The organism is Streptomyces sp. NRRL F-525 (assembly GCF_000716605.1).
GTDB lineage: Bacteria > Actinomycetota > Actinomycetes > Streptomycetales > Streptomycetaceae > Streptomyces.
The window spans coordinates 75,980-90,495 of record NZ_JNXE01000023.1 but is presented as its reverse complement, the minus strand read 5'-3'; the positions used below and the strand labels follow the sequence as shown (position 1 = coordinate 90,495).

Sequence of the window (14,516 nt, the reverse complement as noted above, 5' to 3'; positions counted from 1 at the left end):
GGGCGCTCCCGCCCTGTTCGAAAGCAGCCACACATGTCCAACGCCCGTGCCACTCACCTCTCCCGCCGCGGCATCCTCGCCGCGGGCGGCGCCCTCGGCCTCGGTGCCGCGCTCGCGGCCTGCGGCGACGACGACGCGAAAAGCGGTGGCTCGGACAAGGAGACGGCGGCCGCCAAGTCCGGCCCCTGGACCTTCAAGGACGACCGCGGCACCACCGCGAAGGCCGACAAGACCCCGGCGAACATCGTCTCGTTCATCGGTGTCGCCGCCGCGCTGCACGACTACGGCATCGAGTCGAAGGGCGTCTTCGGGCCGACCAAGCTGAAGGACGGCAAGGCCGACGTGCAGGCCGGCGACCTCGACATCAGCAAGGTCACCATCATCGGCAACGAGTGGGGCCAGTTCAACATCGAGAAGTACGCGGCGCTCTCCCCCGACGTCCTCATCACCACGATGTTCGACTCGGCCGGCACGCTCTGGTACGTCCCGGAGGAGTCGAAGAAGAAGATCCTCGCGGTGGGGGCGCCGACCGTCGGTATCTCGGTGTACGACATCCAGCTGCCGACGCCGCTCGGGCGGATGCTGGAGCTTGCCAAGTCCCTTGGGGCGGACACTAGTTCTTCCACGATCACCGCGGCGAAGAAGCGGTTCGAGGACGCGGCCGCTCGGCTGCGGGCCGCGGCCAAGGCGAAGCCGGACATCAAGGTGCTCGCCGGGTCCGCGAGCCAGGACATCTTCTACGTCTCCGGGTCCAATCTCTCCGCCGACCTCGAGTACTACAAGGCTCTCGGCGTGAACTTCGTCGAGCCGTCCGCTGCCGCGCTCAAGGCGAGTGGTGGGTGGTTCGAGAATCTGAGCTGGGAGAATGTCGACAAGTACGGGGCGGACATCATCATGATGGACAACCGGACTTCGGCGATTCAGCCCGCGGACATCACTGAGGGCACGTGGAAGAAGCTGCCGGCTGTGAAGGCGGGGCAGGTCATCGCGCGTAACCCTGAGCCGATTCTGTCCTACGCCAAGTGTGCGCCGTTGCTTGAGGATCTCGCGAAGGCGATCGAAGGCGCGAAGAAGGTCAGTTGATTTAGGGGTGGTTGCGCTTTGTGGGGAGCTGCGGGCCGTGTGTGGCTGGGCGCGCAGTTCCCCGCGCCCCTGGGGGGTTGGCCTTGACCTGCGATTAGGAGTTGCCCCGTGACTACGGCTGTTGCCGTCCCGTTTCGCTTTTTTTCCCTTCAGGTTTTGCGGACGGAGCGGCTTGGGCCGTCTCTGGTTCGGGTGTCCTTTGGTGGGGACGATCTGGCTTGGTTCTTCTCCGACGGGTGTGATCAGTCCCTGTCGCTTTTTCTGCCCCAGCCGGGCCAGTTGGAGCCCGCTGTGCCGTACGAGCTTGGTGACGGGTGGTGGCAGGGGTGGCGTGAACTGCCGGACGACGTGCGGGCCGTGATGCGGTCGTACACTTTGCGCGCCTTGCGCCGCGATCCTGACGAGATCGATATCGACTTCGTGTTGCACGAGCCCGCCGGGCCCGCTTCCCGTTGGGCCTCTCTTGCCGCACCCGGGGATCGGGTCGTGTTGCTCGGGCCCGCGGTCGCGGACAATCGGGCGATTCGGTTCCGGCCGCCGGAGGATGCCGATCTCTTGGTCCTGTGGGGCGATGAGACTGCCGTGCCGGCCGTGTCCGCGGTTCTTGAAGCGCTGCCCTCCGGTGTCCGTGCGCGAGTGTGGCTCGAAGTTCAACATGCCGGAGATATGCAGGACTTGGTCACCGACGCCGATGCCGAAGTGACCTGGCTGGTGCGGGAGAACCAGGGCGTCGAGGGGTCGCCCATGGCCCTCGGAGCCCTTCGGGATGCCCAACTGCCTTCTGCCGAGCGGCCGTACGTGTGGATCGCCGGTGAGGCCGGTCAAGTGAAGGCGTTGCGGCGGCACTTCGTGGGTGAGCGGGGGTTCGACCGGCGGCGGGTGACCTTTGTCGGGTACTGGCGGCAGGGGCTCAGCGAGGAGCAGTTGCGCGACGCCGGGTGACGGTGCGCGGGGCAGCTGGGGCGTGAGTGACGGCTGTCACGGGAGCGGCGGGTTTCGTGGACGTTAAGTTAGGTTAGGCTTACCTAAGTTGATGTTGCGGAACCCCGCCGCTCACCTGTCCCGCACGGACTTCCCCACCGGAGGACCCCCACATGCGCTCGCACCTGCTCAATGACACGACTGCGGAGCACTACCGCCGCTCCGTGACGGAAGGCGTGGAGCGGGTGGCGGCCAAACTCGCCACCACCGAACGGCCGTTCACCGGCGTCACGGTCGACGCCCTCTCCCCCCTCATCGACCGGATCGACCTCGACCGCCCGCTCCACGACACCGCCGCGGTGCTGGACGAGCTGGACGAGGTCTATCTGCGTGACGCGATCTACTTCCACCACCCGCGCTACCTCGCCCACCTCAACTGCCCGGTCGTCATCCCGGCCGTGCTCGGCGAGGCGGTGCTCTCCGCCGTCAACTCCTCCCTGGACACCTGGGACCAGTCGGCCGGCGGCACCCTCATCGAGCGGAAACTGATCGACTGGACGAACGAGCGGATCGGCCTCGGGCCGCACGCGGACGGGGTGTTCACCTCCGGCGGCAGCCAGTCCAACCTCCAGGCGCTGCTGCTGGCCCGTGAGGAGGCGAAGACCGACAGTCTCGCCAAACTGCGTATCTTCGCCTCCGAGGTCAGCCACTTCAGCGTGAAGAAGTCGGCAAAACTGCTGGGACTTGGGCAGGACGCCGTCGTGTCGATACCTGTCGGCGCCGACAAGCGGATGCAGACCGTTGCCCTCGCCCGCGAACTGGAGCGCTGCAAGAGCGCCGGGCTCGTCCCCATGGCCGTCGTCGCCACCGCCGGCACCACCGACTTCGGTTCCATCGACCCGCTGCCCGAAGTCGCCGCCCTGTGCGAGCAGTTCGGGGTGTGGATGCACGTGGACGCGGCCTACGGCTGCGGGCTGCTCGCCTCGCTGAAGCACCGGAGCCGGATCGACGGCATCGAGCGCGCCGACTCGGTCACCGTGGATTACCACAAGTCCTTCTTCCAGCCGGTGAGTTCGTCCGCCCTGCTGGTCCGCGACGCCGACACCCTGCGCCACGCGACCTACCACGCGGAGTACCTCAACCCGCGCCGCGCGGTGCAGGAGCGCATCCCCAACCAGGTCGACAAGTCCCTCCAGACCACCCGCCGTTTCGACGCGCTCAAGCTGTGGATGACGCTGCGCGTGATGGGCGCCGACGGCATCGGCCAACTCTTCGACGAGGTCTGCGAGTTGGCGGAGGAAGGGTGGAAGCTGCTTGCCGCCGATCCGCGCTTCGACGTCGTGGTCGCGCCCTCGCTCTCCACCCTCGTCTACCGCTACATCCCCGCCGCCGTCACCGACCCGGCCGAGATCGACCGCGCCAACCTGTACGCCCGCAAGGCCCTGTTCGCCTCCGGTGACGCGGTGGTCGCGGGCACCAAGGTCGCGGGCCGCCACTACCTGAAGTTCACCCTGCTCAACCCCGAGACGACGGCCGACGACATCGCCGCCGTCCTCGACCTGATCGCCGGCCACGCCGAGCAGTACCTGGGAGAGTCCCTTGACCGCGCATCCTGAAGCCTCGAACAAGACCTACGACTTCGTGGGCATCGGGCTCGGGCCCTTCAACCTCGGCCTCGCCTGCCTCACCGAGCCCATCGCCGAACTCGACGGTGTCTTCCTGGACTCGAAGCCCGACTTCGAGTGGCACGCCGGCATGTTCCTCGACGGCGCGCACCTCCAGACCCCGTTCATGTCGGACCTGGTCACGCTGGCCGACCCGACCTCGCCGTACTCCTTCCTCAACTACCTGAAGGAGAAGGGGCGTCTGTACCCCTTCTACATCCGCGAGAACTTCTACCCGCTGCGCGTCGAGTACGACGACTACTGCCGCTGGGCCGCCAACAAGCTCACCAACGTGCGCTTCAGCACGACGGTCAGCGAAGTGACGTACGAGGACGAGACCGAGGTCTACGTCGTCCGGACCGAGGCCGGTGACGTGTTCCGCGCCCGGCAGCTGGTCCTGGGCACCGGTACCCCGCCGTATCTCCCGGAGGCCGTCGCCGGTCTGGGCGGCGACTTCATCCACAACTCCCGCTACGTGCAGCACAAAGCGGAGTTGCAGGCCAAGGAGTCGATCACGCTGGTCGGCAGCGGGCAGTCCGCCGCCGAGATCTACTACGACCTGCTCAGTGAGATCGACGTCCACGGCTACGAGTTGAACTGGGTGACGCGCTCGCCGCGCTTCTTCCCTCTGGAGTACACGAAACTCACGCTGGAGATGACCTCCCCGGAGTACATCGACTACTTCCACGCCCTGCCGGAACAGACCCGCTACCGCCTCACGGCCGAGCAGAAGGGCCTGTTCAAGGGCATCGACGGCGACCTCGTCAACGAGATCTTCGACCTGCTCTACCAGAAGAAGGTCGGCGGGCCCGTCCCCACCCGGCTGCTCACCAACTCCTCGCTGGACAGCGCCACTTACCGCGACGGCGTGTACGAGCTGGGGCTGCGCCAGGAGGAGCAGGAGAAGGACTACACCCTGCGCTCCCAGGGCCTGATCCTCGCCACCGGCTACAAGTACGCCGAGCCGGAGTTCCTCAAGCCCGTCCACGAGCGGCTGCGCTACGACTCGCGGGGCAACTTCGACATCGCGCGCAACTACTCCATCGACACCACGGGCCGGGGCGTCTTCCTGCAGAACGCCGGCGTCCACGCGCACAGCATCACGTCCCCGGACCTGGGCATGGGCGCGTACCGCAACTCGTACATCATCCGTGAGCTGCTCGGCACCGAGTACTACCCGGTCGAACAGACCATCGCGTTCCAGGAGTTCGCCGTATGACCTTCACCTTCCGCCCCCTCGACCCGCTCCAGGACGCCGAGTTGCTGCACCGGTGGCTCACGCATCCCAAGGCCGCGTTCTGGATGATGCAGGACGCGAGACTGGAGGACGTCGAGCGCGCGTACATGGAGATCGCGGCCGACGAGCACCAGCACGCGCTGCTCGGGCTGCAGGACGGTGTTCCCGCCTTCCTCATGGAGTACTACGACCCCCGTCATCGCGAACTGGTGGGCCTGTACGAGCCGTTGCCCGGTGACGTCGGCATGCACTTCCTGACGCCGGCCACGGAGGCGCCCGTCCACGGCTTCACCCGTGCGGTGATCACCGCCGTGATGGCCCGCCTCTTCGAGGACCCGGCCGTCGCCCGTGTCGTCGTGGAACCGGACGTGTCCAACACCGCCGTCCACGCCCTGAACGAGGCGGTCGGGTTCGTGCCCGAGCGTGAGATCCAAAAGCCGGAGAAGAAAGCCTTGTTGAGCTTCTGCACACGGGAACGCTTCCTTAAAAGGCGCAGCTTGGCCGCTACGGCGGTGTCCGCATGAGCCTCGCCGACGCCGTCGCCCATCTCTCCCCCGAGCGCTGGGAGAAGGCCAACCGCCTCCTCATCCGCAAGGCCCTCGCCGAGTTCGCGCACGAGCGGCTGATCACCCCCGAACCGGCCGAGAAGGACGGCGACTTGTACGTCGTCCGGAGTGACGACGGGCTGACCCGCTACCGGTTCGCCGCCACCCGGTACGCCCTCGACCACTGGCAGGTCGACGCCGACTCGATCACCCGGCACCGCGACGGGGCCGAACTCCCGCTCGCCGCGCTGGACTTCTTCATCGAGCTGAAGCAGGCACTCGGGCTGAGCGAGGAGATCCTGCCGGTCTACCTGGAGGAGATCTCCTCCACGCTCTCCGGCACCTGCTACAAGCTCACCAAGCCGCAGATCCCGGTCGCCGAGCTGGTGAAGAGCGACTTCCAGGCCATCGAGACCGGGATGACCGAGGGCCACCCCTGCTTCGTCGCCAACAACGGCCGCCTCGGCTTCGGCATCCACGAGTACCTCTCGTACGCCCCCGAGACCGCGAGCCCGGTCCGGCTGGTCTGGCTGGCCGCGCACCGCTCGCGGGCCGCGTTCACGGCGGGCGTGGGCATCGAGTACGAGTCCTTCCTGAGGGAGGAGCTGGGAAGTGTGACGCTGAACCGTTTCCGCGTAACACTTTCCGAGCAGGGTGCCGACCCGGACGACTACCTCCTCATCCCCGTCCACCCCTGGCAGTGGTGGAACAAGCTCAGCGTCACCTTCGCCGCCGAGATCGCCCGCGGCCACCTCGTGTGCCTCGGCGAGGGCGACGACGAGTACCTCGCCCAGCAGTCCATCCGGACCTTCTTCAACAAGTCCCACCCCGAGAAGCACTACGTGAAGACGGCCCTGTCCGTCATCAACATGGGCTTCATGCGTGGACTGTCGGCCGCCTACATGGAGGCGACCCCGGCGATCAACGACTGGCTCGCCCAACTCATCGAGAACGACCCGGTGTTGAAGTCCACCGGCCTGTCGATCATCCGCGAGCAGGCGGCCGTCGGCTACCGGCACCTGGAGTACGAGGCCGCGACCGACCGCTACTCGCCGTACCGCAAGATGCTCGCCGCGCTGTGGCGCGAGAGCCCGGTCTCCTCGCTCCAGGACGGCGAGTCCCTCGCGACGATGGCCTCGCTGGTGCACCTCGACCACGAGGGCGCGTCCTTCGCCGGCGCGCTGATCGAGCAGTCGGGGCTGACCCCGGTGGAGTGGCTGCGGCGGTATCTGCGGGCGTACTTCACCCCGTTGCTGCACAGCTTCTACGCCTACGACCTGGTGTTCATGCCGCACGGCGAGAACGTCATCCTCGTCCTCAAGGACGGTGTCGTCGAGCGCGCGATCTACAAGGACATCGCCGAGGAGATCGCCGTCATGGACCCGGACGCGGTACTGCCGCCGACGGTGGAGCGGCTGCGGGTCGAGGTCCCCGAGGACAAGAAACTGCTCTCGATCTTCACCGACGTCTTCGACTGCTTCTTCCGCTTGCTCGCCGCCAACCTGGCCGCCGAGGGAGTCCTGGAGGAGGACGACTTCTGGCGTACGGTCGCGGAGGTCACCCGCGAGTACCAGGACGCGGCACCCGAACTCGCCGACAAGTTCCGGCAGTACGACATGTTCGCGCCCGAGTTCTCGCTGTCCTGCCTCAACCGTCTCCAGCTGCGCAACAACAAGCAGATGGTGGACCTGGCGGACCCGGCCGGCGCGCTCCAGCTCATCGGCACACTGAAGAACCCCATCGCCGGGTTCTGACACCACAAGCAGGCGGGCACCCCGGGGTACGGTCCCCCGGGGTGTCCGCCCTTTTACCCAGACCGATCAACTACTGTGCGGTCCAAGGGACTTGGGGCGACCGGTAGTAGTCGATCCCCAGCGCGTCCCAGCGCGGGGCCTGTGCCGCGAGCCGCACCTTGTACGTGTCCCAGTCGTGCGTCGAGGCCGGCGACCAGCCCAGCTCGGCCACGCCCGGGAGCCTCGGGAAGGCCATGTAGTCGATGTTCGCGCCGGTCACGATCGTCTCCGACCACAGCGGCGCCTCGACACCCCGGATCGCCGAACTCGGCACCCCGGGAAGGTAGTTGCCCGGGTCCCAGTCGTAGGACCGCTTGACCTCGACGAGGCCCGCCCAGTCCTGGCCGAGCGGGGTGGCCTCGGTGTACTTCATGTCGAGGTAGACCCGGTCGGCGGGCGAGAGGATCAGCCCGGTGCCGTTCTTCGCGGCCTCGGCGACCTGCGCCTTCTCGGCGGCGTCGGTGTCGTCGAGACCCCAGTACTGGGCGAGGGCGCCCTTCACGGGGTGGGCGCCGGTGATCTGGTGCCAGGCGATCACCGTCTTGCCGTACTTGGTGACGATCGGCTGCACCCGGTCCATGAACTTGACGTAGTCCTCGTGGCTGGTGGACTGCGCCTCGTCGCCGCCGATGTGGAGGTAGCGGCCCGGAGTGATCGCGGCCAGCTCACGGATCACGTCGTCCACGAAGCGGTACGTGAGGTCCTTGCCGACGCACAGCGAGCTGAAGCCGACGTCCGTGCCGGTGTAGAGCGGGGGTGCGACACCGTCGCAGTTCAGGTCGGCGTAGGAGGCGAGGGCCGCATTGGTGTGGCCCGGCATGTCGATCTCCGGGACCACCTCCAGGAAGCGCGAGGAGGCGTAGCGGACGATCTCCTTGTAGTCGTCCTTCGTGTAGTGGCCGCCGGTGCCGCCGCCGACCTCCGTCGAGCCGCCGTAAGTCGCCAGGCGGGGCCAGGAGTTGACGGCGATGCGCCAGCCCTGGTCGTCGCTGAGGTGCAGATGCAGGGTGTTGATCTTGTAGAGCGCCAACTCGTCGATGTAGTGCTTGACTTGGGCGACGGTGAAGAAGTGCCGGGAGACGTCGAGCATCGCGCCGCGGTAGGCGTAGCGCGGGGAGTCCTCGATCGTGCCGCCCGCGATCTGCCAGGGGCCGCGCTGCACCGACTTCTTCTCCACCGCGGCGGGCAGGAGTTGGCGCAGGGTCTGCACGCCGTGGAAGAGGCCTGCGGGCCTGCTCGCGGTGATGGTGACCCCCGAGGCCCCACTGACGAGCCGGTAGCCCTCGGCGCCGAACGTGCCGTTGGCCAGGCGGAGTTGGATGCCGCCCTTGCCGCGCGAGGTGACGGGCAGCCGGTAGCCGGTGGAGGGGCGCAGGATGCCCGCGAGGTACGCGCCGATCCGGCGCGACTCACGGGTGTCGTCGACGCGGATCCGGGTGGCGCTCGTGATCCGGTACGGATGGCCGGCGGGGGTGACCTTGGCGGGCGCCGGGACCACCCGGCCCAGCGGGGTGGCGGCGGCGGGCGCGGCGGGTGGTGCGGCGCCGACGACGGACACGCTCGCGGCGGCGACGAGCAGCAGCGAACCGAGGAGGCGGGTCGTTCTGTGGCGCTGTCTCACAAGGCGTCTCACGAGCGGTCCCTTCCTTTGAACTTCCTTTGAGCCCGGACAGGTACAGACCATTCTGTCGGCAGAGCGGTGGAACAATCCTTCCTATGGCGGAAATCATCCAGAAGGACGGCACCTGGATCTTCGACGGCGACGCCCTGCGGCTGACTCCAGGACGGGACAAGAACGTCGGCCTGTTCCGCAAGACACTCGGCGAACTCGTCGTCCCCTTGGGCGCGTTGGCGGGCGTCTCCTTCGAGCAGGGCCGGAAGTCCGGGCGGCTGAGACTGCGGCTGCGCGACGGCGCCGACCCCCTGCTGCACGCCACCGGCGGCCGCCTCACCGAGGGCGACGATCCCTACCAACTCCCCGTCGAGTCGGACCGGTACGGCGTCGCCGAGTACTTCGTGGACGAGGTCCGCAGCGCCCTGCTGCTCGACCAGGTACCGGCCGACCCGGTGGACGCGTACCTGCTGCCGGGCCCCGCCGTACCGCTGTCGGTGTCCGCCGGGGACGGCACGGCGAGCTTCGACGGCGAGCGCGTACGGCTGGAGTGGAACTGGAAGACCGAGGACGCCAAGTCGGCGGCCGGTGCCCGCACGCTCGCCGTCACGGACCTCGTCGGCGTGGAGTGGCGCCCGTCGGCCGGTCTGGAGAACGGCTACATCCGCTTCTCGGTGCGCAACGCGCCGACCAAGGCTCCGCCCAAGTACGACCCCAACTCCGTTGAGTTGTGGGGCTTCAAGAAGGATCCGCTGATGGCCCTGGTCGCCGCGGCCGTCCAGGCCCGCCTCCCGCACCCGGCCGCCGAGACGGACGTACGGCCTGAACAGCCCGAGCCCGTACGGCAGTTGGCGGCCGCCGCGGAGGACGGCCATGACGCGCTGCTGCGGCGGCTGCGGGAACTCGGGGAGCTGCACCGGGACGGGGTGCTCACGGACGAGGAGTTCACGATGGCCAAACAGGCGGTCCTCAAACGGATGTGACCATCCGGGGAGGACCGCCTGCGGGATGAGTGGCGCCCTGCCTTCCGGGCGTAACTCGGTTTGGCTCAGAGCTACTTGGCCTTGCGTGCCACCGTGAAGCGGTCGATCTCGGCGCCGGTCTCGGCGATGCCGCGGACCGTCAGGGTCGCCGTACGGCCCTTGTGGGCGGGCTGGACGTCGACGCGCAGGAACGAGTAGTTGAGGTAGCGGACGCGCGACCACGCGACCGTCTCGTTGACCTTGCCGTCCTTGGTGTTGACGAAGGCGGCCACCGAGTCGAGGTCGGCGACGTGGCCCTCGTAGGAGTCCGGGGCGGAGAACGCGTACAGGCTGCGGCCGGCCGCGCCCGCCGTCACGTAGACGACACCCTCGGTCTCCGGGTACGCCGTGCCGCCGATCGGCAGCTTCTTGACGACCGCGTTCTTCTTGATGACGTCGGTGCGCTCGTACTGGTGGTTGTGGCCGTTGATGACCAGGTCCACCGTGTACTTCTCGAACAGCGGCACCCACTCGTTGCGCACTCCCCCCTCCGAGGAGTGCGCCGTCGAGGTGCAGTACGCGCAGTGGTGGAAGAAGATCACCACGAAGTCGATGTCCCTGGACGCGCGGTACTTCTTGAGCTGCGCCTCCAGCCACTTGGTCTGGGTGCCGCCGGAGATGCCGAGGTTGGCCGGGATCTCGAAGGACACGTCGTTGGCGTCCAGCGAGATGACCGCCGTGTTGCCGTAGACGAAGGAGTAGACGCCCGGCAGGTTCGCCTTGTCGGGGCCGTTGTCCGGCAGGTTCCAGCGCGCGTCCTCGCCGCCGTAGCCGTTGGGCGAGTACCAGGCCTCCATGTCGTGGTTGCCGTAGGCGGGCATCCACGGCACGGACTTGGCGACCGACTCGGTCTGCGCGAGGAACAGGTCCCAGGTGCGCGAGTCGAAACCGGCGTCGGCGGTCTGGCCCGCGCCCGCCGGGTCGGCGTAGCAGATGTCGCCGGCGTGCAGGTGGAAGGCCGGGTTCTGGCCGAGCAGGAGGCTGTTGTTGGCCAGGCCGTGGTAGCCGACGCCCTCGTCGCCGAAGGCGGTGAAGGTGAACGGCACGGCGCGGTCGGGGGCGGTGGTGAAGGTGCCCAGCGTGCCGAGCAGATGGGCCTCGGCCGGGTCGAAGCCCGCGTGGCCGACGCCGTAGTAGTACGTCTTGCCCGGGCGCAGGTGGGTCAGCTTGGCGTGCAGGTAGTACTGGGTGTGGTCGCCGCTCGCGCCGACGCCCGCCGGGGTGTACAGCGAGCGCACCTCGGCCTCGATCTTGTGGGAGAGGTCCCAGGGGTGCGCGCCGATCCGGACGAACGGTTTCTTGACGTTGGTCGGGACCTGCCAGGAGACCGTCACCTCCGTGCTCGGGTCGTTGCCGAAGGCGAGGTGGCGGCCGAACGGGGAGACGAGGGCCCCGTCCACCGACTCCGTGGCCGGGGTGGTCTTGGTGGTGGCCTGGGTGGGGACGGCCGCCTGGGCTATACCGCCCGGTACGAACACGCCACCCGCGACGGCGCCGAGCGTGACGGCACCGCCCCTGATCATCGTGCGCCGCGAGAATCTCGCGCGCAGGTACTCGTGCTGCTCCGCCATGCTCATGCGCTCTGCGAGCTCCGCGGGTACGCCCATACGAGGAATGTCCATGGCGTCTGAAACTCGTCGACATGAGCAACGGTGCGCAAGACACAGGATGGACAGCTTACGAACAGAGCCCCATAAGACTTTCAACAGGCCGTTGCCCGATATCGGGCAGGATTCTTGCAAACCTCCCTTCGGTACCCCAGGATCAACCGGGTGCACGACGAACTCGTTGATCATCTGACGCGCTCCTCACCCCTCAACCGGGGCGAGGCACTGCGGGTGATCCAGGACGTGCTCGCCTACTTCGACGAGACGACCGAGGAGTACGTCCGTCGCCGCCACCGCGAGCTCCAGGCCCAGGGCCTGGTCAACGCGACGATCTTCGACCGGATCGAGGCGGACCTGAAATACCGGGCGGTCGCACCACCGGAGCTCACGCTCAGGCAGTTGCGCCGCATCGTCTACGGCTAGGAATGCTTATACATGTGCGGAATCGTCGGATACATCGGCAAGCGTGACGTTGCTCCGCTTCTGCTGGAGGGCCTGCAGCGGCTGGAGTACCGCGGCTACGACTCGGCGGGCATCGTCGTGACGACCCCCAAGACGGCCGGCCTGAAGATGGTCAAGGCCAAGGGCCGGGTCCGTGACCTGGAGGCCAAGGTCCCGGCACGCTTCAAGGGCACCACCGGAATCGCCCACACCCGCTGGGCCACCCACGGCGCCCCCTCCGACGTGAACGCCCACCCGCACCTGTCCGCCGACAGCAAGGTCGCCGTCGTCCACAACGGCATCATCGACAACGCGTCCGACCTCCGGAAGAAGCTGGAGGCGGACGGCGTCGAGTTCCTCTCCGAGACCGACACCGAGGTCCTCACCCACCTCATCGCCCGCTCGCAGCAGGAGAAGCTCGAGGACAAGGTCCGCGACGCGCTCCGGGTGATCGAGGGCACCTACGGCATCGCCGTCCTGCATGCCGACTTCCCCGACCGCATCGTGGTGGCTCGAAACGGTTCCCCGGTGGTCCTCGGGATCGGCGAGAAGGAGATGTTCGTCGCCTCGGACATCGCCGCACTGGTGACGCACACGCGCCAGATAGTGACCCTGGACGACGGCGAGATGGCCACCCTCAAGGCCGACGACTTCCGGACATACACGACCGAGGGCACCCGCACCACGTCCGAGCCGACCACCGTCGAGTGGGAGGCCGCCTCCTACGACATGGGCGGCCACGACACCTACATGCACAAGGAGATCTTCGAGCAGGCCGACGCCGTGGACCGCGTGCTGCGCGGCCGCATCGACGACCGCTTCTCCACCGTGCACCTCGGCGGCCTGAACCTGGACGCCCGCGAGGCCCGGCAGATCCGCCGCGTGAAGATCCTCGGCTGCGGCACCTCGTACCACGCGGGCATGATCGGCGCCCAGATGATCGAGGAGCTGGCCCGCATCCCCGCGGACGCCGAGCCGGCCTCCGAATTCCGGTACCGCAACGCGGTAGTCGACCCCGACACCCTGTACATCGCGGTCTCCCAGTCGGGCGAGACGTACGACGTCCTGGCGGCAGTACAGGAGTTGAAGCGCAAGGGCGCGAGGGTCCTCGGTGTCGTCAACGTCGTAGGCTCGGCGATCGCCCGCGAGGCGGACGGCGGCATGTACGTGCACGCGGGCCCCGAGGTCTGCGTCGTCTCGACCAAGTGCTTCACCAACACCACAGTGGCGTTCGCCCTGTTGGCGCTCCACCTCGGCCGCACCCGCGACCTCTCGGTCCGCGACGGCAAGCGCATCATCGAGGGCCTGCGCAAGCTCCCGGCCCAGATCACCGAGATCCTGGACCAGGAGGAGGAGATCAAGAAGCTGGCCGCCGAGTACGCCGAGGCCCACTCGATGCTCTTCATCGGCCGGGTCCGCGGCTACCCAGTGGCCCGTGAGGCCTCCCTGAAGCTCAAGGAGGTCTCGTACATCCACGCCGAGGCCTACCCCGCCTCGGAGTTGAAGCACGGCCCCCTCGCCCTCATCGAGCCGGCCCTCCCCACGGTCGCGATCGTCCCCGACGACGACCTCCTGGAGAAGAACCGAGCCGCCCTGGAGGAGATCAAGGCCCGCAGCGGCCGCATCCTCGCGGTGGCCCACCAGCACCAGGAAAAGGCCGACCAGACCATCGTCGTCCCCAAGAACGAGGACGAGCTGGACCCGATCCTGATGGGCATCCCGCTCCAACTCCTCGCGTATCACACGGCGTTGGCCCTGGGCAGGGACATCGACAAGCCGAGGAACCTCGCCAAATCAGTCACGGTCGAGTAAACGCCTTTTGCTTTTAGGGGCGCGGGGAACTGCGCGACCAGCCCCCACCGGCCGGCAGAGGCCAACAAACAGAAAGGCCCCCCACGTGCGCCTCATGCACGTGGGGGGCCTTTCTACTGCCGGTCAACTGGTAGCCGTCACGCCCCGACCCGCAGCCCGCCGCGGAAGAACCGTCGGCCAATGAGCCAACGCCGCCGTCGCCGAATACCAGGCAACAGCCCCCGCAGCGACACCGAACCACCCACCAACCTTGCCCAGCCCGTCGTTACCGGCGAACTGCGCGATGGCGAGCAGCACGAGGGAGACGAAGAACAACCCGTAAGTCGCCTGGGTGAGTTGGTCCCCACCCGCGAGCGTCACGGAGAGCGCGACCAGGGCGAACAGGACCAGGAACAACCCCGCCGCGTTGTCCGAGGCGGAGCCCCCCGCGGACACGGCCCACGTGAACCAGAGCGCCCCGAACGCCGAGAACGCCGTACCACTGACAGCGTCACCGTCGCGGAACGCGAGCAGTCCGACGAGGAAGAGGGCAACTCCGCCCACGTAATGGGCGATTGACACGGCGTCAGCTGTAGAGACCCCGTTGATGACATTCGTGTACCCGAGCCCGAAGGCCAACAGGGTGATTCCCAGGGCGAGTCGGCCGACGATCGAGGTGGCGCTTCCCGCGGAGACGTCATTGTCCACGGCGGGCTCCCTTCATGCATGTGCGTTTGTGCGGTGTGACCGATATATGCCCTTCACAAGGACACAAACACCTCTGCACAACAGGGAATTCG

At 67.6% G+C, this 14,516-nt stretch carries 12 protein-coding genes; 9 read left to right on the top strand and 3 right to left on the bottom strand.

What is annotated here, in order from left to right; genetic code table 11:
- Positions 1–33: 33 nt before the first annotated feature.
- The 6 genes from OO69_RS29405 (at position 34) to OO69_RS29380 (ending at position 7,204) form a co-directional block, all read left to right on the top strand.
- Positions 34–1,083 (top strand): ABC transporter substrate-binding protein, encoded by a 1,050-nt coding sequence (locus OO69_RS29405; protein ID WP_033283847.1) that lies wholly within the window; start codon positions 34–36, stop codon positions 1,081–1,083.
- Between the two features lie 108 nt (positions 1,084–1,191).
- Positions 1,192–2,025, top strand: coding sequence for a siderophore-interacting protein (locus tag OO69_RS29400; protein WP_033283846.1), 834 nt, complete (start codon positions 1,192–1,194; stop codon positions 2,023–2,025).
- 152 nt (positions 2,026–2,177) lie between these two features.
- Positions 2,178–3,620, top strand: coding sequence for a lysine decarboxylase DesA (gene desA / locus OO69_RS29395; RefSeq protein ID WP_033283845.1), 1,443 nt, complete (start codon positions 2,178–2,180; stop codon positions 3,618–3,620).
- The gene (locus tag OO69_RS29390; RefSeq protein ID WP_033283844.1) at positions 3,604–4,887 is read left to right on the top strand and encodes a lysine N(6)-hydroxylase/L-ornithine N(5)-oxygenase family protein; all 1,284 of its coding nucleotides are present in this window, start codon (positions 3,604–3,606) and stop codon (positions 4,885–4,887) included. Before desA ends, OO69_RS29390 begins: the two co-directional genes overlap by 17 nt.
- Entirely contained in the window at positions 4,884–5,429 is a 546-nt protein-coding gene (locus OO69_RS29385) for a GNAT family N-acetyltransferase (RefSeq protein ID WP_033283843.1), read from the top strand. Before OO69_RS29390 ends, OO69_RS29385 begins: the two co-directional genes overlap by 4 nt.
- Positions 5,426–7,204 carry an IucA/IucC family protein gene (locus OO69_RS29380; protein WP_033283842.1) on the top strand — a complete coding sequence of 593 codons (1,779 nt, stop codon included), beginning with the start codon at positions 5,426–5,428 and terminating at the stop codon, positions 7,202–7,204. Before OO69_RS29385 ends, OO69_RS29380 begins: the two co-directional genes overlap by 4 nt.
- Positions 7,205–7,274: 70 nt before the next feature.
- Here OO69_RS29380 and OO69_RS29375 read toward each other — a convergent pair whose 3' ends face one another.
- Complete coding sequence (locus tag OO69_RS29375) at positions 7,275–8,864, bottom strand: beta-N-acetylhexosaminidase (RefSeq protein ID WP_033283841.1); 1,590 nt, start codon at positions 8,862–8,864, stop codon at positions 7,275–7,277.
- A 95-nt stretch (positions 8,865–8,959) separates the two neighbouring features.
- On the opposite strand from OO69_RS29375, the gene OO69_RS29370 reads away from it, so the two are divergent.
- Complete coding sequence (locus OO69_RS29370; RefSeq protein ID WP_033283840.1) at positions 8,960–9,838, top strand: DUF4429 domain-containing protein; 879 nt, start codon at positions 8,960–8,962, stop codon at positions 9,836–9,838.
- 71 nt (positions 9,839–9,909) lie between these two features.
- Here OO69_RS29370 and OO69_RS29365 read toward each other — a convergent pair whose 3' ends face one another.
- A complete protein-coding gene (locus tag OO69_RS29365; RefSeq protein ID WP_033283839.1) occupies positions 9,910–11,484 on the bottom strand; it encodes a purple acid phosphatase family protein in 1,575 nt (524 codons plus the stop codon).
- 165 nt (positions 11,485–11,649) lie between these two features.
- Here OO69_RS29365 and OO69_RS29360 point away from each other — a divergent pair, with 165 nt between their 5' ends.
- Positions 11,650–11,907, top strand: a complete 258-nt coding sequence (locus tag OO69_RS29360) for a hypothetical protein (protein WP_033283838.1) — start codon at positions 11,650–11,652, stop codon at positions 11,905–11,907.
- A gap of 12 nt (positions 11,908–11,919) precedes the next feature.
- Positions 11,920–13,737 (top strand): glutamine--fructose-6-phosphate transaminase (isomerizing), encoded by a 1,818-nt coding sequence (glmS, locus tag OO69_RS29355; RefSeq protein WP_033283837.1) that lies wholly within the window; start codon positions 11,920–11,922, stop codon positions 13,735–13,737.
- A gap of 123 nt (positions 13,738–13,860) precedes the next feature.
- Here glmS and OO69_RS29350 read toward each other — a convergent pair whose 3' ends face one another.
- Positions 13,861–14,424 carry a GPR1/FUN34/YaaH family transporter gene (locus OO69_RS29350; protein ID WP_033283836.1) on the bottom strand — a complete coding sequence of 188 codons (564 nt, stop codon included), beginning with the start codon at positions 14,422–14,424 and terminating at the stop codon, positions 13,861–13,863.
- Positions 14,425–14,516 lie beyond the last annotated feature (92 nt).

Bases quoted from the DNA above. Each gene is read 5' to 3' on its own strand.
- desA (WP_033283845.1), top strand. From the start codon at position 2,178: ATGCGCTCGCACCTGCTCAATGACACGACTGCGGAGCACTACCGCCGC.
- OO69_RS29365 (WP_033283839.1), bottom strand. From the start codon at position 11,484: ATGGGCGTACCCGCGGAGCTCGCAGAGCGCATGAGCATGGCGGAGCAG.
- OO69_RS29380 (WP_033283842.1), top strand. From the start codon at position 5,426: ATGAGCCTCGCCGACGCCGTCGCCCATCTCTCCCCCGAGCGCTGGGAG.
- OO69_RS29370 (WP_033283840.1), top strand. From the start codon at position 8,960: ATGGCGGAAATCATCCAGAAGGACGGCACCTGGATCTTCGACGGCGAC.
- glmS (WP_033283837.1), top strand. From the start codon at position 11,920: ATGTGCGGAATCGTCGGATACATCGGCAAGCGTGACGTTGCTCCGCTT.
- OO69_RS29405 (WP_033283847.1), top strand. From the start codon at position 34: ATGTCCAACGCCCGTGCCACTCACCTCTCCCGCCGCGGCATCCTCGCC.
- OO69_RS29385 (WP_033283843.1), top strand. From the start codon at position 4,884: ATGACCTTCACCTTCCGCCCCCTCGACCCGCTCCAGGACGCCGAGTTG.